This is a genomic window from Nonomuraea sp. NPDC050786, from assembly GCF_040654115.1.
In the GTDB taxonomy this organism is placed as follows: Bacteria; Actinomycetota; Actinomycetes; order Streptosporangiales; family Streptosporangiaceae; genus Nonomuraea.
The window spans coordinates 349,369-367,937 of record NZ_JBFAHJ010000005.1; the positions used below are offsets into that span (position 1 = coordinate 349,369).

Here is an 18,569-nt window from a genome sequence, read left to right on the forward strand (position 1 = left end):
CGTACGTTGGCGGGCATGAAGCCCAGCGCCTCGACCACCGGCACTGTGATCCACGAGGTGTTCCGCCAGGCCTACGAGCATGGCGAGCGGCGGGCGCTCGTCGACCTGCGCGGCGGCCACGTCTACGGCTACCGGAGGCTGGTGACCGAGGTGACCAGGGCGGCCTCCGGGCTCGTACGCAGGGGCGCGCGGCGCGACCAGGTGGTGGGCGTGCTCGTCTCGACGGCCGGCGCCCAGACGCTGGCCGTGCACACCGTGCTGGCCGCGGGCGGGGTGGCGGCGCCGATCGACCCCTCGCTCGGCGCCGGAGAGATGGCCGCGCGGCTGCGGGAGTGCGACGCCCGCACCCTGATCACCACTCCGGACCTGGCGGAGACGGCGGTCCGTGCGGCCGACGAGTCCCGGGTGCGGCAGGTCATCTCGCTGGGCGCGGCGCTCGACACGATCGACTTCCGCGGGCTGCTCACCCTGGAGCCCACCGCGCTGCCCGTGCTCGACGCCAAGCGCCAGCAGGCGCTGCTGACGGCGGACGGCCGCCGGCTCTCCCACGCCGACCTGCTGAGCAGGATGGCCGAGCTCGACCTGCCCGTACGCCTGGCCGAGTCCGACGTCGTGCTCACCACCTGGCTGCCCGACGGCGGCGGCGACCTCGTCGCCCTGGTCGGGCTCGGCATGTCCAAGGGCGCGCTGGTGGTCGCCGCAGGCGGCGGCGACGTGCCAGGCACCAGCTACGACTTCAGCGTCACGGTGGTGACCAGCCCGGAGGGCACGCTGGAGCGCATCCGCTGACCGCGCCCGAGGCGGCGATCAGACGGTGGCCACGTGGGCCAGCGGCTCGCCGCGCACATAGCGGGCCACGTCCGCGGCCACGATCGAGGCGGCCTTCATGGCCGTCTGCTTGCTGGCCCCGGCCAGGTGCGGAGTCATGATCAGGTTGGGGGTGGTGAGCAGGCGCGAGCCGGGCGGGATGGGCTCCTCGGGGAAGACGTCCATCGCGGCGCCGAACAGGTGGCCCGACTCCAGCGCGTCACACACGGCGTCGTAGTCGAGCAGCGCACCTCTGGCGCAGTTGACCAGGACCGAGCCGCGGGGCATGGCGGCGATCTCGGCCGCGCCGATCATGCCGATGGTCTCGGGGGTGGCGCGGGCGTGCAGGGAGACGAAGTGGGAGCGGCGGAGCAGCTCGTCCAGCTCCACCTTGCCCGGCACGTCCACGTACGGGTCGTAGACCAGCACGTCGGCGCCGAAGCCCTCGAGCATGCGCGCCACGCGGCGGCCGATGGCGCCGTAGCCGACCAGGCCGACCGTGTTGCCGTCCAGCTCCGGGCCGACGTTGTCGTACATGTAGTAGTCGCCCCGCCACACGCCGCCCGCCAGGTCGTTGTGCGTCTGGGGGATCCTGCGGGTGGCGGCGAGCAGCATGGCCAGGGTGTGCTCGGCGGTGGCCACCGCGTTGCGGCCGGGCGCGTACGTCACCGCCACGCCCGCCGCCTTGGCCGCCTCCAGGTTGGCGTTCACGGGGCCGCCCCGGCTCACGCAGAACAGCCGCAGGTCGGGGGAGGCGTCCAGGACGCGCTTGGTCAGGGGGGCCATCTGGGTCACGCAGACCTCGACGCCGCGCAGCGCCTCGATCAGCTCGTCCTCCACGTCCGACGCCTCGTCCACCTCGCCCACCCGGCCGAACGGTTCGACCGGCCACGGCAGCGTCAGCTCACGGACGTCCACCTCGCCGGGGACCTCGCGCCTGAGCGCGTCGATGAGCAGGCTGTTCCGGACGAAGTGGTCGCCTGCGGCAAGGACTCGGATGGTCAACGAACGGCTCCAATCGGGGAGTTGTACTGCAGCAGCGCGGCGCGCCGCCCAGCGCGGAGGCGCAGCTCGGTGCGGGCGCAGTTGTCCAGGCGGGGGAAGAGCCGCCGGTACTCGCCCAGCGGCACGCCGATCAGGCGGCACAGGGCGAGCCTGATGGCGGTGGTGTGCGCCACCACCAGGACGCGCCCGTCGGCGTGGGCGGCGGCGATGTCGTTCAGCGCGGCGACGAACCGGTCGGCGGCCGCGCGCGGGTCCTCGCCACCGGGCAGCGGGTGCTCGGCGGGGTCGGATTCGAACGCGGCCCGCGCCTCGGGGAACCGGGCCGCCATCTCGGCGGAGGTCAGGCCCTCGCCCTCGCCGAAGTCCAGCTCGCGCAGCCGGGCGTCGATCTGGAGGGCGACGCCGGCCTTGGCCGCGGCGGCGGCGGCCGTGATCTGGGCCCGGCTGAGCGTGGAGGCCCACACGGCCGACAGGCCCGCCTGCCCGGCCCACTCGGCGAGCTGGGCGGCCTGGGCGTGGCCGCGGGGGGTCAGCTCGATGTCGCTGATTCCGGCGTAGCGGTTCTCGGCGTGCCAGACGGTCTCGCCGTGGCGGACGACGACGAGGTCGGTCATCGGTCGGTCCTCTCGCGCGCGTGTTCGGCGGCGGCCGTGTCGAGCCAGCCGCGCCGCTCCAGTTCGGTGACGAAGCGCAGGTACGCCTCGGTGAGGTCGGCTCCCGACGGGTCGACGACCGCGCGGGTCCTGATCATCCCGCTGGAGTCGCCGGACGCCAGGACGGCCATGCCCAGGGCGGGTTCGGCGTTCTCCCGCAGCGTCACCGGACGTTCCAGGACGTCCGCCCGGAGCTGCGTCCAGTACGCGCTGCGCGTGGCGCCGCCGGTCAGGATGATCTCGCCGTCCACGGGGGCGCCGAGCAGGTCGAGGTAGTCGAAGCAGAGACGCTCGACGAAGGCCGCGCCGAGCAGGATCGCCGCATAGCGCTCGACGTCGTCGGCCGGGCTCCCGAGCGTGAACCCCTCGGCCGCCGGGGCGTCGAACGGGAAGCGCTCGCCACGCGACACCAGCGGGTACGTGACGCCGGCCGGCGGCCCGGGGCGGGCGGCCGCCTGGGCGCTCAGGGCGTCGAGGTCGCGGCCCGGCAGGTCGCGCGTCAGGACACCCGCGCCGGTGCTCGACGCGCCCCCGGGCAGCCACGAGCCGTCCGGCGCGCGGTGCGAGTAGACGACGCCGAGCGGGTCGTGGATCAGCTCCTTCGTCACGCCCTTGAGCACCAGCGTCGTGCCCAGCACCGAGTTCCAGCTGCCCACCCGGTCGGCGCCCGCGCCGAGCTGGGCCGCGCAGCCGTCGGTGGTCCCGGCGAACACGGGCGTGCCCGCGGGGATGCCGGTCTCCTGGGCGGCCTCGGCGCAGACCACGCCGAGCCGGGTGCCGGGCCGTACGACCTCGGGGAGGAGCTGCGCGGGCACCCCCAGCGCGTCCATCACCTCGAGGGGCCAGCGCTCCTCGATGAGATCGACGCCGGTCTTCAGCGCGTTGCTCAGGTCCGTGGCCACCTCGTGGCCGACCAGTCGCCGGTTGACGAAATCGCTCTGGTGGGCGAGCCGGGCCCCTTCGGGCGCGTTCTCGAGCAGCCAGAGGAGCTTCGGCAGCGCCCAGTTGGGCTGCATGCGCCGGTAGCCCAGCCGCTCCCAGACGGCCGCGCCCACCTCGTTGGCGCGCCCGGCGTCGGCGCGCCGGTCGTCGTACATCAGCGCGGGGGTCACAGCCCTGCCGGAGGGGTCCGTGAGCAGGATCGTTCCAGAGGTCGCGTCGACGGCCACGCCGGCCACCTCCGACGCGGGCACGTACCGCAGCGCCTCGCGGGCGGCGACGGACAGCTCGCGCCACCACTGCTCGGGGTCCTGCTCGTGGCGGGGCCCGTCGCGGTGGCTCGACAGCGCCCGGCTCGCCGTCCCGACCACCTGTCCGTCGCCGGTCACGGCCATGACCCGTACGCTCTGCGTCCCTAGATCGACGCCGATCCACACGTTCATGCGCCCTCCTTCGTCGGTCGCATGAACGTGGCACGGCTGCGTCTGATTGTTCGCTCGCTGCGCTCGCTCATCTACGGCCCCTCATCTCGGCCAGCAGCGGCCAGGAGGCCGCGTTCGTCCCGCGCAGGGTCAGGAAGTCGTCGAACAGCCGCGTGTACAGCGCCTGGCGGGCGGGGGAGGGCTCTACCGCGTCGCGCATGCGTACGTGCGTCGAGGCCGCCGCGGCGATGGACGGGGCGGCGCCGGTGGCGGCCAGCCCCACCAGGTACGCGCCCCGCGCCCCCACCTCGGAGTCGGCCGGGCGGCGCACGGGCAGCCCGGTGACGTCGGAGATCAGCTGGAGCCAGACGGTGCTGTTCGAGCCGCCGCCGCACACGCGCAGCTCCGTGGGCTCGGCGCCGGTGGCGGCCAGGCAGTCGCGGATGACCATCGTCAGACCTTCGAGCGTCGCCCGCGCCACGTCCTCGCGGCCGTGCTCGAACGACATGCCCAGCAGCGAGCCCCTGGCCAGCGGGTCGGAGAACGGCGCCCGCTCACCGGCCGGCGACAGGTACGGCAGGAGCGTCAGCCCGCGCGCGCCCGGCTGGCTCAGCAGCGCCAGGTCGCCCAGCTCGGCCGGCCCGTGCAGGCCCAGCATGCGGCACGCCCACTGCACCACTTCCGTGCCTGCGAAGGTGGGGAAGGCCCGCAGATAGCCGCCGGGGATCGCGATCGTGATCCCGATCGGATCGCCCTCCAGATCGGCGGAGTCGACGATGACCTCGGTGCACAGCGTGGTGCCGAGGATGCCGCACGCCTGACCGGCCCGTACGGAGCCCGCGCCCAGGGCCGTGGCGGCGATGTCGTACGGGGCCATCGCGACCGGCGTCCCGGCGGGGAGGCCCAGCGCCGAGGCGGCCTCCGGGGTCAGCTCGGCGACGTGGCCGGAGCGGATCGGGGGCAGCAGCCGCTCCGCCCACTCCAGGCCGAACATGGCGAGCAGCGCAGGGGAGTACGCCCGCGCCCGCAGGTCCATGAACGGCGCGGACGCGTCGGACTCGTCGGCCACGAGCTCCCCGGTCAGCCTGGCGAAGATCCAGCCGCCGCAGGTCAGCATCGCGCTCGAGCGGTCGAGCCGGTCGGGATCGTTCGCGCGCAGCCAGGTCAGGATCGCGTGCGGCAGCCCGGAGGCGGCCGACGAGCCGTTCAGGCGGAAGGCGTCGGCCGCGACCCCGGAGCGGGTCCAGGCGTCCACGGTCGAGGCGGCCCTGGCGTCGTTCCACAGGATGGCGGGCCCGGTCGGCTCGCCCTCCGCGTCGACCAGCCAGCAGCCGTCGCCCTGCGCCGTCACGGCCACGAAGTCGACCCTGTCGCCATTCCGGTCCACCTGGGCGGCCACCTCGCGCACGGTGGCGGCGACCGCCTCCCAGACGGCGCCCATGTCCTGCTCGGCGTGGCCGGGCGCGGGCCTGGAGACCGTGGTCTCCCTGCGGGCGACGAACGCCTCCGCGCCCTCGGCGTCGTACCCGACCGCCTTGATGACCGTGGTGCCGGCGTCCACGCAGATGATCGCCATCAGGCCCTGCCGTGAGAGGTCCTCGACCGCCGCGACACGGAGTCGACGATCACCGCGAGCAGCAGCACCGCGCCGGTGACCACGAACCGGATCGAGGAGTCGAGGTTGAGCAGGGTCAGTCCGCTGGAGATCGACTGGATCACGATGATGCCGAGCAGCGCGCCGAACGCCGTGCCGCGACCGCCGAACAGGCTCGTCCCGCCGATCACGGCCGCCGCGATGGCGTTGAGGTTGACGTCGCCCGTGCCGCTGGACTGGTTGGCCGCCGCGAGCCTGGCCGCGGCCAGGATGCCGCCGACCGCCGCGAACGTCGAGCAGAGCACGAACACCGAGGTGTAGATGGCCTTGACGTTGATGCCGGCCCGGCGGGCGGCCTCCACGTTGCCGCCCACGGCGTAGACGGCCCTGCCCCACTTCGTCCGCGACAGCAGGTAGTGCATGATCAGCACGAGCGCCACGAAGAAGACGAACATCCAGCCGACGCCGCGGGTCTGGCCCAGGTACCAGACCACGAACGCCAGCACCACCAGCAGCGCCACGCTCCTGATGGCCAGCACCGACACGCTCCTGGCCGACAGGCCGGCCTTGCGCCGCTGCTGCGCGTGCAGGTATCCGCTGGCGAACAGCCACACGGCCGCGACGACCGCGAACGTGTACGACAGCCAGGCCGGCACGAAGTCGAGCTGGGCGAAGTTCACCAGGCCCGAGTCGAACGGCAGGTTGATCGAGCCCTTGGTGCCCAGCACGTACAGCTGGAGCCCGAGGAAGGCCAGCAGGCCGGCCAGCGTGATCACGAAGCTCGGCACGCCGAACCGGTTGAACAGCTGCCCGTACACCCAGCCGATGACCGCACCCATGATCACCGCGGCTGCGATGGCCAGCCAGACCGGCAGTCCCTGGCCCACGAACAGCACCGCGAGCACCGCGCCCGACAGTCCGCTGACCGAGCCGACGGACAGGTCGATCTGGCCCACGAGCAGCACGCACACGATGCCGAGCGAGATGATGCCGACGGCGGCGGACTCCAGCGTGAGGTTCACCAGGTTCGCGCTGGACAGGAAGATCGGGTTGAGGATCTGCAGCACCGTCCAGATGACCACGAGCCCGACCACGACGGGGATGACGCCCAGGTCGCCGCCTCGGGCGCGATCGAGCACGTCGGCGAGTGCGCCGCGCAGCCCGTCGCGGTCCTGGAGCCGCTCGTCCTGGCGGTCTGTCGTCAATGTGCTCACGACTTGAGTCCCTTCTGCGCCCGCCGGGACACCACATTGTCCGTGGCGCCGGTGATGGCGGCGATGATGTCCTCGGTGGAGACCTCGTCCACGGCGAACACCCCGTTGTTGCGGCCGAGCCGCAGCACCGCGACGGTGTCGGCGACGGCCTTCACGTCCGCCATGTTGTGGCTGATCATGATGACGCCCAGGCCGTTCTCGCGCAGCCGCTCGACCAGGTTGAGCACCTCGGCCGTCTGTGCCACGCCGAGCGCGGCGGTGGGCTCGTCGAGGATGATGACCTTCGGGTCGCCGAGCAGCGACCTGGCGATGGCCACCGTCTGCCGCTGCCCGCCCGACAGCGCCGCGACCGGCACCCGTACGCTCGGGATCTTGGCGGAGAGCTGGCGGAGCAGCTCCCACGAGCGGGTCTCCATGGCCACGTCGTTGAGGCGCAGCGGGCGGATCTCCTGGCCGAGGAACAGGTTCTGGATCACGTTGAGGTTCTCGCAGAGCGCCAGGTCCTGGAAGACCGTGGCGATGCCGAGCTTGTGCGCGGCGGACGGCGTGGGGATCTCGACCTCGTTCCCCTCGAACGTGATCGTGCCCCCGTCCGGCGGGTGCACGCCGGACAGGATCTTGACCAGCGTCGACTTGCCCGCGCCGTTGTCGCCCACGACGGCGACGACCTGGCCGGCCGCGACGTCGAGTTCGATGTCGGTGAGCGCGGCCACCGCGCCGAAGGTCTTGCTGATCCCGCGCAGGGACAGGACGGTCATCGGCGCTCTCCTACTTGATGCCGAGCTCTTCGCAGCCCTTGGCGTACTCGCCGGTGCAGACGTCGGCGGCCTTCATGATGCCGCTGTCGAACAGCACCTCCTTGATGTTCTCCTTGGTCACGACCGTGGGGACGAACAGCTCGGAGGGGGTGTTGTAGAGCGTGGTCTTTCCTGCGGGCTTCTTGCCCTGCATGAACTCCCAGGCCGTGTTCGCCGCGGCCTCGGCCACGATCTTGATCGGCTTGGAGATGGTGTTGTACTGGTCGCCCGCGATGATGCGCTGCGCGGCGGCGACCTCGGCGTCGTTGCCGGTGACCGGGGGCACCTTCACGCCCGCGGCCTTGAACGCGGCGATCGCGCCGCCGCCGGTGCCGTCGTTGGCCGCGACGACGCCCACGATCTGGTCCTTGAACTGCGTGATCTGGCCGCTGACCCAGGTCTGCGCCTTCTCCGGCTGCCAGTCGGGGGTGTCGTACTCGGCCAGCAGCTTGAAGCCGCTCGGGTCCACCGCGCTGTGGATGCCCTTCTTGATCAGGCCGGCCGCCGCGTCCGTGGGGGAGCCGTTGACCTCGAGGATGCCGCCCTTGGCGTTCTCCTTCTTGAGGTGGTCGACCAGGGACTGGGCGATCATCTGGCCGATCTTCTCGTTGTCGAACGAGATGTAGTAGTCGGCGGGCGTGGCCGGGACCGGCCGGTCGTAGGCGATGACCGGGACCTGCTGCGACTGGGCCGACTTGACGATGGTGGCCGCGGCGGCGGAGTCGACCGGGTCGATCACGATGGCCTTGACGCCCTGGGCGAGCGCCGAGTTGGCCTGCTGCTGCTGCTTGGCGGCGTCGGAGTCGGCGTTCTGGTAGATGACCTGGCAGGTCGGGCAGAGCTGCTTCATCTTGGCCTCGAACAGCGGCTTGTCCTGCAGCTCGTACCGGGTGGAGGCCAGGTCGGGCATGAGGAAGGCCACCTTGGCGTTCTCCACGGCGCCGCCACCACTGGTGCTCCCGCCGGTGGATCCGGAGCCGGAGCCGGAGCCGCACGCGGCCAGCACCGAGCCTGCGAGCACTGCCACTGCGGCGAACGTGGAGGTCCGCATCTTCGCTCTGTTCACGGGTTTGTTCCTCACTTGCTACCGGGATTCATGACGCACTGCCCCCGAAACAGGACATGGCCCTCACAAAGGGACACATCCTGTGGTGCGGCTCACGGTAGCGCGCCTTCTGAAACTTTGTCCAGCAAAGATGTTCAGACGTTTCGGGCGGCCGCCACCAGGCCCTCTGCCGTAGGGACATCCGTCACGAGCTGGTTGAAGTAGCCGCCCTTGGCTCCCGCGACGATGGACAGCACCTTCTCCGCGCCCACCGCGACCGCGATGGTGGTCGGGATGCGGCGCAGCTCCTCCAGCCGGGTGGCGACCAGGCGCTCGCTGCCGGGGTACGTGATCGGCTCGCCGTCGCGGTCGTAGACGCGCATGCACACGTCGCCCACGGCCTCGCGCAGGCTGTCGGCGTCGCGCGGCATGAGGGCGGGCATCATCTGCCGCATCAGCGGGGCCGAGCCGACGCCGACGATGGCGCACTTGGCATGCGCCCACAGGTCCATGACCCGGCGCACGGACGGCTCGTGCTGGAGCGAGTAGAACAGCTCGGGGCCGGGCAGCGCGGGCGCGTAGAGGTAGGCGGGCACGCCCCCGACGCGTTCGGCCAGGATGCGGGTGGTCTCGTTGGTCTGGAACCAGGGCTGCGGCTCCTCCTGGCCGCCCACCGCGGGGGCGATCGTGACCCCTGGGTAGTGGCCGAGCCCCTCGCGGGCGCACTCGTAGACCGTGGTGCCCGACGAGACGAGCACGACGTCGCCGGACTCCAGCCCGACCGCCGACAGCGCGCGGGCCACGGCGGGGGCCAGCCACGGGCCCAGGGTGGGGCCGCTGACCTTGGGGACCAGGTAGACGCGCTGCAACCGGAGCGCCTCGGCCACCTCGGCGGCCAGCGGGCCGTCCCCGAGCGTGGCCGGCCGGTGCACCTTGATCTCGACGATGCCCTGCCTGCGGGCCTCGGTGAGCAGCCGGCTCACCGTCGCCCTGGAGACGCCGAGCCGCTTGGCGATGTCGCCCTGGGTGGCTTCCTCCATGTAGTACTGCTGGGCCGCGGCGTACATCAGCTCTAGGGGGAACCTGGCCTGCGTCTCGGGTGCGACGTCGGCGGCATTCATGCGCGCTCCTGTACGTTGCGTGAAAAAATTTTCTGAACTGATGCGCAAACGACTATATGGTGGGCCGCGTTCAGCGGTCCACTGGGCATGGTGCACACTCTTCGCTTACGATCGACTGCATAAAGTGACGGTCACGGCGGGGAGGGGCAGTGTCCAAAGGGATGTTCGTCGCGGCGGCCATCGGTCTCGTGGCCGCGGGCATGGCGCCGCCTGCCCCCGCGGTGGCCAAGGTCCTCAAGTGCGACACGGTCGTGCAGGAGCAGGGCAGTGACCTCGGCGTCGCCGCGTGCAGCAATCCCACGGGGGAGACGTGGATGTTCCGCGCCGTGGTGGTCTGCCGGCGGGCGCTCGACGTCCTGGGCGAGTGGGTGACGCTGCCGCCCGGCGCCTACGGGCAGTCCCGGGGCGCCTGCGACAGTGCCGGGGCCGGCACCGTGGGCGTGGAGGAGAAGCTCGGCTGAGAGTCACCCGGGCGCGAGCAGCTCGCCGGAGCCGCGGGCGATGAGCCGTACCGGAAGCTCGATGTGCTCCGGCGGGCCCGAGTCGCCGCGCAGGCGACGGAAGAGCAGCTCGGCCGCCACCCGCCCCATCCACGCCGGGTCCTGCGCCACCACGCTCACCCGCGGGGTCAGCAGGTCGGCCAGCTCGAAGTCGTCGAAGCCCACGAGCGCCATCCGCCGCCCGTCGAGCGCGCGCAGGGCGGTCACGGTGTAGCGGCCGTTGCCGGTGAACAGCGCGGACGGCGGATCGTCCAGCGCGAGCATGCGGGCCAGGTCCGCGCGTACCGCCTCCAGCGAGGGTGGCCGCATCGACACCAGCCGCTCGTCGAACAGCCCCCCGAGCGCCTCGCGGTAGCCCTTGAGCCGTTCGGCGGCGGTGAAGATCCCCGGGTCGTCACCGAGGAAGGCGATCCTGCGGTGGCCGTGGCCCATGAGATGGCGGATCGCCTCCCCGGCGCCACCCGCGTTGTCGGCGAGCACCGTGTCCACGTCGATCCCCGCCCCCGGCGGCCGGTCCGCGAAGACCACCGGCGTGCCGGCCTCCAGCTCGGGACGGAGGTAGGTGTGGTCCTCGCCGGCGGGCACCACGATCAGCCCGTCCACCCGGCGCGCGCAGAACGTCTCGACCAGCTCCCGCTCCCTGCCGGGCTCCTCGCCGGACGAGCCGCTCAGCAGCAGGCAGCCGTGCCCGATGACGACGTCCTCGACGGCCCGGCTGAGACCGGCGTAGAACGGGTCCGCCACGTCCTCGATGACCAGCCCGACCGTGGCGGTCCTGCCCCTGCGCAGCACCCGCGCGCTCTCGTTGCGGCGGTAACCCAGCCGGTCGATGGCCGCGCGCACCCGCTCGGCCGTGGCCGGATGGACGCCGGGCTCGCCGTTCACGACGCGCGAGACGGTCTTGAGCGCCACACCGGCGGCCGAGGCGACGTCCTTCATCGTCGGTCTCACGCCAGGATCATGTCTCACCACGACCCGGCAGACAACGTTGTCAGCGCGTTATGCGAGAGTGGTGCCCTATGTCGTTGAGATCTGCCGTGCTGGTGGCGGGGTTCGTGCTCGCCGCGCTCAACCTGCGCCCGGCCATCGCGGGCATCTCCCCGCTCCTCGACGAGATCATGAAAGACGTGGGCCTCTCGCCCGCCGGCGGCGGCGCGGTCACCACGGTCATGGTGGTCTGCCTGGGCGTGTTCGGGCTGGTCACGCCGCTGCTCGCGCGCCGTTTAGGGCTGGATCGCACGCTGCTGGCCGGCCTGCTGGTCATCGCGGCGGGCGTGACGCTGCGCGGCCTCGACGGCGCGCCCGTGCTCTACCTCGGCTCCGCCCTCGCCGCCACCGCGATAGCGGTCATGAACGTCTCCATGCCCGCCGTCGTCAAGCAGCACTTCCCCACCCGGGTCAACCTCATGACCGGCGTCTACGTCTCCGCGGTGGTGGCCGGCGCCGCGACCGCCTCCGCGCTGGTGATCCCCGTCGAGCACGCCACGGGGTACGGCTGGCGCGGCGTCTCCGCGCTGCTCGCCGTGCCGGCCGTGCTGGCCGCGCTGCTCTGGCTGCCCCAGGCGCTGCGCGGCCGGGCAGAGGCGCAGAACGGGCCCAGGCCGTTCGGCGCGGTGATCAGAAGCCGCGTGACCTGGTACGTGACCGCGCTCATGGGCCTGCAGTCGCTGACCTTCTACGTCATGCTGGCCTGGCTGCCGACGATCTTCCTGGAGGCCGGACTGGCCGCCGACCAGGCGGGCTACCTGCTCAGCCTGACGAACCTGGTCCAGGTGGTCACCGCGCTCGCGGTCCCCGTGCTGGCCGGCCGGCGGGATTCGCAGGTGCCGTACGTGGTGGGCTCCGGGGTGCTGACCGTCCTCGGCTACCTCGGCGTGCTGCTGGCTCCGACGACGGCGCCGTGGGCATGGATGATCGTGCTGGGGATCGGCCAGGGGGCCTCGTTCGCGCTGGCGCTGCTGATCATCGCGCTGCGGCCCGCCGATCCGGCCACCGTGACCGCGCTGTCGGCCGTGGCGCAGTCCGTGGGGTACGTGATCGCGGCGCTGGGGCCGCTGCTCTTCGGGTTCCTCCGGGAGGTCTCCGGCGGCTGGTCGGTGCCGCTGGTGGCCGGGCTGGGAGTGGTCGGGGTCCAGATCGTGGCTGGGTGGTTCGCGGGGCGGCCTGCTACCTTAGGTAAGGCTTACCTATAGGGAGGTTCCAGCGTGCTGACCGAGGCGCTCCAGCGTCTCGCCGACGGGCGGGGCGGGATCATCGGGGTCGAACCGGACCTGGTCATCGAGCCTGACGAGAGCTGGACGCCGGTCAGCGAGCTGCTGCGGGAGCCGTACGAGCTGCTCGTCGGGTTGATCGACGAGACGGCCGCGCGCTGGAAGGCGCCGCGCCACGTCGGGGCGGCGCTGTTCTGGAAGACCTACAGCTACTGGCACACGCTGCCCATGGCCCTCGGATGGGCGCTGGACGGGCGCGTGCCGGTCATGCGGCCGGCCGACACGTACTTCAAGGTGTCGGAGGCGGGGGTGACGGTCGCCGCGACGCGCGTGAGCTGGGGCTCGGGCGCCCAGGCGATCGGCGGGGCGCTGGCGGAGTCGCAGCGGCCGCTGGTGAAGGCGATCGAGGCGGTGGCGAAGGTGGGCGAGCGCACCCTGTGGGGTTCCACGGCGGAGGCGTTCGCCCACCCGCTGACGTCGGTCGTGCCCGGCGACTACATGCGGCTGCTCAAGGAGCTGGGCCCGCCGGTCGACGGGCTGATCGAGCCCGCCGGTGACGGCTACTTCCGCAGGACCTGCTGCCTGTGGATCACACTGCCCGATGTCGAGCCCTGCGGAAGCTGCTGCGTGCTGAGGCCGCCGCGGCGTCGGCCGGCGGCCTGAGACTGCTCCGTGCTCAGGCCACGACGGCGTCGTCCAGCGGCCTGAGCTCGTCGGCGTAGCTCACCGAGACGCGGCGCATGACGCCGGTGTCGTCGATCGAGTACTGGCCGAGCCGCCACAGCGGCGGCGAGTAGGCGTGGATGGAGACGCTCTTGTCGACCGCGCCGTTGAGCCGGTGTATGTGGTCGGGCCCGAACGAGAACGACTGGCCCTCCGAGACCACGGTCTCCAGGTGCTCGCCGCCGATGCGGGGGTTGCACTCCAGCAGCGCGCCCTGCACCACGTGGACGGCTCCCGAGGAGATGTCGTGGTCGTGCCAGCCCGTGTCGTCCTCGGGGCGCCAGCACAGGAGCCATACGTCCACGTACGCGTCGCGGTAGAGCGAGGCGTAGTGCCTGCCGCCCTCTTCCGGGAAGGCCACCTGGTCGCGCCACTCCTCGGGGTGGGCGGCCAGCTCGTTCACCAGCTCGCGCAGCTCGCGGCGGTCGAGCGTGCGCTCCGGCAGCCGGGCACAGGTGCCCCCGTCCTGGATCTGGATCGTGCTCACGTACGAGTCTCCCTTCTGTGCAAGAGGCGACGGGGGTTGACGACCCGGATGGCGTGGCCGGCGGCCGCGCCGAGTCCGGGCTCGGGTGCTTTCGCGTAGGGGGCGTCGGAGCCGTTGACGACGACATCGATGCCGAGCTCGCGGACGATCGCGTCGATCGCGCGCGGGCCGTACGAGGAGGTCTCCACGAAGAAGTCCGGATCGACCAGGCCGCGGGTGCCGCCGCCCCTGGCGATCAGGCGCTCGGAGTGCAGCGGGGCCAGGCCGGCGAGCGCCGTGAAGCAGACGCGCAGCCTGGGGTGCCTGGGCCGCACCACGGCGTGGAAGTAGTGCCAGGCGGCGTGCAACTGCTGCACGTACGGCACCACGGCGGGCCACCACGGCGGCGTGCCCGGCGTGGGCGTGGCGGGGCCCGGGTGGACGAACAGCGGCAGGTCCCTGTCCGTCAGCACCTCGAGCAGCCGGTCGTCCGGGAGCGCCGTCGCGGGGATCTGCAGCCCGGAGAGGCCGCGGTCGAGGTCCTTGGCCAGGCGGTCGGGGTCGGGCTCGCTGAGGCACGTGGACGCCCAGGCACCGAACGGCTCGCCCAGCGCGAGCGCGCCGTCGTGGTAGGCGTCGATCAGCGGCCACGACTCCTCGGGCGGCAGGGACTCGACGCCGAGCGGGCTCGACATCGACACCAGCGCCAGCTCCAGGCCGGTGGTGTCCCTGCGGTCGTGGGGGTCGATCTCGTACGGGGCCTCGCCGTCGAGGAAGAGCGTCCAGCCGTCCACGTAGGGCGGGGAGGTGCGGGCGCGCAGGGCGTCGACGAACGGGTGGGTCCAGACGTGCTGATGGACGTCGACGCTCACGGCTACCCTCCTTCCCCTATTTCCTACTTACATTACATGTTAAACCGCTGCGCTGCGTCGTGGCTACCGTGAAGCGTTTCAGTGATACGGTTCAGTGAACCGCTTCACCTACGGCTTGTCAACGGCTTCGGGGGCGGCCGGACCGACAGACGGCGTGGCGGAAACCGCGGTTCTGTCGGCGGCACCGAATAGGCTGGCCTAATGCCTCGCAAGAGAGCCACGATCCGTGAGGTGGCCCAGGCCACGGGCCTGTCACCCGCGGCCGTCTCCTATGCCCTGCGCGGGCTGCAGGTGTCCGAGGAGACCATGGAGCGGGTCCGTGCCGCGGCGGCCGAGCTGGGCTACGAGGCCGACCCCATCGCCAGGGCCCTGGCCAGCGGGCGCACGGGCATGATCGGGCTGCTGTGCGGCTCGCTGGAGGATCTGTGGCAGCAGTCCTTGGCGGTCGGCATCAGCAGGGGCCTGCGGGAGAAAGACCGTTACGCCCTGATCCTCGACGCGGTCGGCGATCCCGCCCGCGAGCGCGCCTTCGCCCAGCGGCTCCGCGACCAGCGCGTCGACGGCCTGATCGTCCAGCCGATCGACCCGGCGGCGGCGTTCTGGGGCGAGCTGTGCGACTCGCTGCCGGTGGTCGCCATCGGCGACTCGATCAAGGGCACGGCCGGGGAGGTCGTCTTCGACAACCGGCGCGGCGTGACCATGGCCCTGGAGCACCTGCGCGACCTCGGCCACCGCCGCATCGCCGTCCTCACCCCGACCCGGGCCAGCACGCCCGACCGTCCCGCCGACCTGCACGTCACGGCCGAGGCCGACCGGCTGGGCCTCGACATCGAGGTCGCCACCGCGCCGCACGGCCTCGCCGGCGCCACCTCGGCCGCCCGCGACCTCCTGACGGCCCGGAGGCCGAGCGCGGTGTTCTGCTTCGCCGACTCCATCGCCTACGGGGTCTACGCGGCGGCTCAGGAGCTGGGGTTGGACGTTCCCGCTGACGTGTCGGTCATGGGATACGACGACCACCCGATGTCGGGGCTGCTCACACCGGGGCTCACGACCGTCGACTGGGACATCGACGGGATCGTGCGGGCGGCGGTCCGGCTGATCTCGGCGGCGACCGACGGCGGCACCCGACGCCGCCGCGTGGTCCAGGCGCCCACACTCAGGGAACGGGGGTCGGTGGCCCGGGTCCGATGACCCGGGCCCGGCGCCGTGGGGGTGCGGCCCGTCTACTGAGCCGCGCTGGCCTGCCCGCCGCCGAACACCTCCTGGACGAGCCGCTGCGTCGCCTGCTGGAAGGCCGCTGCCATGGACAGCGCGGCGTCGTCCACGTAGTTCAGCGCGGCGGTCATGGTCCTGCTGCCGTCGGGGGTGCTGTACATCAGCGCCGCGTGGCCCGCCATGCCGCCGTTGTGGGTGATGACGGTGCCGCCGCCGTCGGTCTTCTGCACGAACACGCCCAGGCCGTAACCGGCCTTGGGCTCCGGCGTGCACATCTCGGCCAGCAGGCCGGCCGGCAGCAGCCTGCCGCCCACCAGCGCGGAGATGAACGTGTGCAGGTCGCGAGTGGTCGAGATCATGTCGCCGCCGCTGGAGATCCAGGAGGGGTTCTGGCGGGTGACGTCCACCGTCTCCTGCCGGCCGTCCTGCTCGTACCGGTAGTAGGCGTGCGCGTACGGCTCGGGGATCTCCGTCTCGGTGGTCGGCGCCACGGTGCCCGAGAGGCCGAGCGGCCCCAGGATCAGTCGCCGCATCTCCTCGGCGTACGGGCGGCCGGTGACCTTCTCGATCAGCAGCCTCGCCAGCACGTAGTTGGTGTTGGCGTAGCTCCAGTCCGTCCCCGGCTCGAACCGCGCCGGCTTGGACAGCGCCAGCCGTACCAGGTCCTCCGGCCGGTAGGTCGTGAACCGGTTGTCCACCCACTCCTTGCCCGCCGTGGTGGCGGGGATCCCCGGCACGAACGTCCCGTCGTCGTAGTACTCGCCGGTGAAGTTGAACACGCCGCTGGTGTGCTGCAGCAGCATCCGCACCGTGATCCGCCGGTCCAGGCCGAACTCGGGCAGATAGTCGGCCACCGGGGCGTCGAGCTCGATCCTGCCCTCGGCCACCAGTTGCAGCACCACGGTCGCGATGAAGGTCTTGGTGTTGCTGCCGATCCGGACGTGCCCGTCGATCGGCGGCGTGCCGCTCTCGCCCAGCTCGGCGACCCCGGCGCTGCCGACCCACTCGCCCCGCTCGTCGTGCACCCGCAGCGTCACCCCGACGAAACCGGAATCGACCATCTCCTGGATGGCCTTCTGCAGTTCCGGGCGATCCTGCCCGGGAGTGGCCGAAGCGGCGTCGAGGGCCGCGGTGATCTTGCGAGCCATCTCAGCCATGGTGGGGCTGGGCTCGCCCTTCCGGCCCTGGACGGCGGCTTCGACGGCGACGATGACGGTCCGGCGGAAGTTGTCGGCCTCTGCCGGGTCTCGCTCCTTCAGCAGGCTCATGGCCGCCGTCAGGGCGGGCAGCACCTGGTCGGCGAGTTCGGCCACGGACCTGCCGTACTTGACGCCCTTGGGCGCCTCGGCCAGCACGTGCCCGACCAGGCCCGTCGCGGAGGTCAGGGCGATGGAGCCTTCGGTGGCGACCTTGTGGGCCGAGCCGGCGGCGCCGGCGGCGGACATCAGCGAGACCGCGCCCCACGCGGCGATCCGCAGGGTGAGCTTGTCCTGGTCAGTCAGGGCGATCGGCATGGTGGTGCGCTCCTTCAAGTCGGGTGAACGGGCGTTGCTGAACCGTTCATGGCATCCACGATCGACGACCGCTCTGATACCGGGCCGTTGCCGTGCTGACGCCGCCGCTGACACGGCGCCGCGTCCCTGAAACAGGTCAGGAAGGTGGGTGGAGAGCGTGGCGGGAGGCGGTGAGGTCGGTGGTGAGGGGGCGGTCCGGGGTGGGGCCGTGGAGGGCGCGGGTGGCGGCCGTACGCTCGCAGGCCAGGACGATCTCCAGGGGCTCCAGGCAGCCGAGCGCGTGGCGGGCGGCCTGGGTGGCGAAGCCCGCGTGGTCCTCCGTGCCGAGGGAGATCACCGCCGTGCCCGTCGTCACCGGGTGGGCGAGGTGGCGGAGTTCGGCGAGGGCGTCCTGGGCCACGTACTCCAGGATCAGCAGTCCGGACGAGCCGGGCCGGTCGGCGAGGAAGGGGTGGCGGCCGGTGTAGGCCGGGTCCATGAGGGTGGCCAGGCGAGCGGCGCTGAGCTGGGCCGTCTGCACGAGCGCGGCACGCAGCGCGTCGAGCGCCAGGGAGACCGGGGCCGAGTGGAAGTTGCCGTTGTGCCAGGCCAGGGAGCCGGAGATGAGGGGGTTCTCGGTGGCGGCGTTGAGGTCGGTCTCGACGGCGACGCTCGCCCGGTCGAGCGTGTCCATGGCGGCGCCGTGCACCTGGGCGAAGGCCCGGTAGCCGTACGGGTCCTGCACGCGGGTCCCCGGAGCCTGGTTGAGCAGGCCGCGCAGGCGTGCGGCCACGGCGGCCTGGCCGGGGTGGGGCCGGGCCTCCTGTACGGCGGCGGCCAGCGGCTCCGCCGAGGCGTGCACGGCGGCGAACGACATCGCGGCCACGTCGACGGCGGCCTCCAGGAGGTGGCGGAGGCGGTGGCAGGCGATGGCCGCGTCGGCGAGCGTGGCGGCCCCCGAGCTGATGAACGGCAGCGCGTCCCCGGAGGCGAGCGGGAAGCGGGGCCGGTCGGCGGGGGCGGGCGGGGGTTCGTGGTGCCAGGGGAGCTCGCCCAGCAGGCACAGGGCGGTGGTGGCGAGGGCCGTGAGGTCGCCGGTGCCGATGGCGCCGTACGTCTGGATCGGCGGGGTGAAACCGCCGTTGATCGCGTCGGCCAGCACCGGGAGCACGGCGGGGTCTATGCCGGAGCCGCCCGCGACGAGCTGGTTGAGCCGGACGACGAGCATGGCCCTGGCGCGGGCGGGCGGGATCAGCGGGCCGGCGCCGCACACGTGGCTGCGGAGCAGGTCGAGGCCGGGCTCTTCGACGAGTACGCCCCTGTTGGCGCCCACGCCGGTGCTCCGCCCGTACACGGGGCCCTTGAGCTCCTGGGCGGTGGCCCACGCGGCCCGGGCCCGATCGAGGGACGCGATCGTGACCCGGGCCCCGCCGTACGCGGCCTCGTGCACCTGCGCGCAGGTCAGGCCGGCGCCGTCGAGCTCCACGTGCGAG

General features: G+C 72.4%; 18 protein-coding genes. 5 read left to right on the forward strand and 13 right to left on the reverse strand.

The window, feature by feature from the left end; genetic code table 11:
• Positions 1–15: 15 nt before the first annotated feature.
• A complete protein-coding gene (locus AB0H84_RS13650) occupies positions 16–789 on the forward strand; it encodes an AMP-binding protein (RefSeq protein ID WP_357602892.1) in 774 nt (257 codons plus the stop codon).
• Positions 790–807: 18 nt separating this feature from the next.
• Here the strand turns inward: AB0H84_RS13650 and AB0H84_RS13655 are convergent, their stop codons facing one another.
• From AB0H84_RS13655 to AB0H84_RS13690, 8 genes are all read right to left on the reverse strand, one after another.
• On the reverse strand, positions 808–1,812 hold the full coding sequence (locus tag AB0H84_RS13655) for a 2-hydroxyacid dehydrogenase (RefSeq protein ID WP_357602895.1): 1,005 nt from the start codon (positions 1,810–1,812) through the stop codon (positions 808–810).
• On the reverse strand, positions 1,809–2,426 hold the full coding sequence (locus AB0H84_RS13660; protein ID WP_357602898.1) for a histidine phosphatase family protein: 618 nt from the start codon (positions 2,424–2,426) through the stop codon (positions 1,809–1,811). The genes AB0H84_RS13655 and AB0H84_RS13660 overlap by 4 nt, the downstream gene beginning before the upstream one ends.
• On the reverse strand, positions 2,423–3,847 hold the full coding sequence (locus AB0H84_RS13665) for an FGGY family carbohydrate kinase (protein ID WP_357602901.1): 1,425 nt from the start codon (positions 3,845–3,847) through the stop codon (positions 2,423–2,425). The genes AB0H84_RS13660 and AB0H84_RS13665 overlap by 4 nt, the downstream gene beginning before the upstream one ends.
• Before the next feature lie 67 nt (positions 3,848–3,914).
• Positions 3,915–5,402 carry an FGGY-family carbohydrate kinase gene (locus AB0H84_RS13670; protein ID WP_357602904.1) on the reverse strand — a complete coding sequence of 496 codons (1,488 nt, stop codon included), beginning with the start codon at positions 5,400–5,402 and terminating at the stop codon, positions 3,915–3,917.
• On the reverse strand, positions 5,402–6,634 hold the full coding sequence (locus tag AB0H84_RS13675) for a sugar ABC transporter permease (RefSeq protein WP_357602907.1): 1,233 nt from the start codon (positions 6,632–6,634) through the stop codon (positions 5,402–5,404). Before AB0H84_RS13675 ends, AB0H84_RS13670 begins: the two co-directional genes overlap by 1 nt.
• On the reverse strand, positions 6,631–7,392 hold the full coding sequence (locus AB0H84_RS13680) for an ATP-binding cassette domain-containing protein (RefSeq protein ID WP_357602909.1): 762 nt from the start codon (positions 7,390–7,392) through the stop codon (positions 6,631–6,633). The genes AB0H84_RS13675 and AB0H84_RS13680 overlap by 4 nt, the downstream gene beginning before the upstream one ends.
• A gap of 10 nt (positions 7,393–7,402) precedes the next feature.
• A complete protein-coding gene (locus AB0H84_RS13685) occupies positions 7,403–8,497 on the reverse strand; it encodes a sugar ABC transporter substrate-binding protein (protein ID WP_357602911.1) in 1,095 nt (364 codons plus the stop codon).
• 134 nt (positions 8,498–8,631) lie between these two features.
• The gene (locus tag AB0H84_RS13690; protein ID WP_357602914.1) at positions 8,632–9,597 is read right to left on the reverse strand and encodes a sugar-binding domain-containing protein; all 966 of its coding nucleotides are present in this window, start codon (positions 9,595–9,597) and stop codon (positions 8,632–8,634) included.
• A 149-nt stretch (positions 9,598–9,746) separates the two neighbouring features.
• Here AB0H84_RS13690 and AB0H84_RS13695 point away from each other — a divergent pair, with 149 nt between their 5' ends.
• Positions 9,747–10,058, forward strand: a complete 312-nt coding sequence (locus tag AB0H84_RS13695) for a hypothetical protein (protein ID WP_357602917.1) — start codon at positions 9,747–9,749, stop codon at positions 10,056–10,058.
• A 3-nt stretch (positions 10,059–10,061) separates the two neighbouring features.
• Here AB0H84_RS13695 and AB0H84_RS13700 read toward each other — a convergent pair whose 3' ends face one another.
• Positions 10,062–11,036, reverse strand: coding sequence for a LacI family DNA-binding transcriptional regulator (locus AB0H84_RS13700; protein ID WP_357603056.1), 975 nt, complete (start codon positions 11,034–11,036; stop codon positions 10,062–10,064).
• An 80-nt stretch (positions 11,037–11,116) separates the two neighbouring features.
• On the opposite strand from AB0H84_RS13700, the gene AB0H84_RS13705 reads away from it, so the two are divergent.
• The gene (locus AB0H84_RS13705) at positions 11,117–12,289 is read left to right on the forward strand and encodes an MFS transporter (protein WP_357602920.1); all 1,173 of its coding nucleotides are present in this window, start codon (positions 11,117–11,119) and stop codon (positions 12,287–12,289) included.
• 12 nt (positions 12,290–12,301) lie between these two features.
• Entirely contained in the window at positions 12,302–12,970 is a 669-nt protein-coding gene (locus AB0H84_RS13710) for a hypothetical protein (RefSeq protein ID WP_357602923.1), read from the forward strand.
• A gap of 13 nt (positions 12,971–12,983) precedes the next feature.
• Here the strand turns inward: AB0H84_RS13710 and AB0H84_RS13715 are convergent, their stop codons facing one another.
• On the reverse strand, positions 12,984–13,517 hold the full coding sequence (locus tag AB0H84_RS13715; protein ID WP_357602926.1) for a cysteine dioxygenase family protein: 534 nt from the start codon (positions 13,515–13,517) through the stop codon (positions 12,984–12,986).
• Entirely contained in the window at positions 13,514–14,368 is an 855-nt protein-coding gene (locus AB0H84_RS13720) for an amidohydrolase (protein ID WP_357602929.1), read from the reverse strand. The genes AB0H84_RS13715 and AB0H84_RS13720 overlap by 4 nt, the downstream gene beginning before the upstream one ends.
• A gap of 201 nt (positions 14,369–14,569) precedes the next feature.
• Here AB0H84_RS13720 and AB0H84_RS13725 point away from each other — a divergent pair, with 201 nt between their 5' ends.
• Entirely contained in the window at positions 14,570–15,559 is a 990-nt protein-coding gene (locus AB0H84_RS13725) for a LacI family DNA-binding transcriptional regulator (RefSeq protein WP_357602932.1), read from the forward strand.
• A 32-nt stretch (positions 15,560–15,591) separates the two neighbouring features.
• On the opposite strand, the gene AB0H84_RS13730 is transcribed toward AB0H84_RS13725, so the two are convergent.
• Both AB0H84_RS13730 and AB0H84_RS13735 read right to left on the reverse strand, forming a co-directional pair.
• On the reverse strand, positions 15,592–17,097 hold the full coding sequence (locus AB0H84_RS13730; protein ID WP_357602933.1) for a serine hydrolase domain-containing protein: 1,506 nt from the start codon (positions 17,095–17,097) through the stop codon (positions 15,592–15,594).
• Positions 17,098–17,233: 136 nt separating this feature from the next.
• Positions 17,234–18,562, reverse strand: a complete 1,329-nt coding sequence (locus AB0H84_RS13735; RefSeq protein ID WP_357602935.1) for an aromatic amino acid lyase — start codon at positions 18,560–18,562, stop codon at positions 17,234–17,236.
• Between the last annotated feature and the right edge of the window lie 7 nt (positions 18,563–18,569).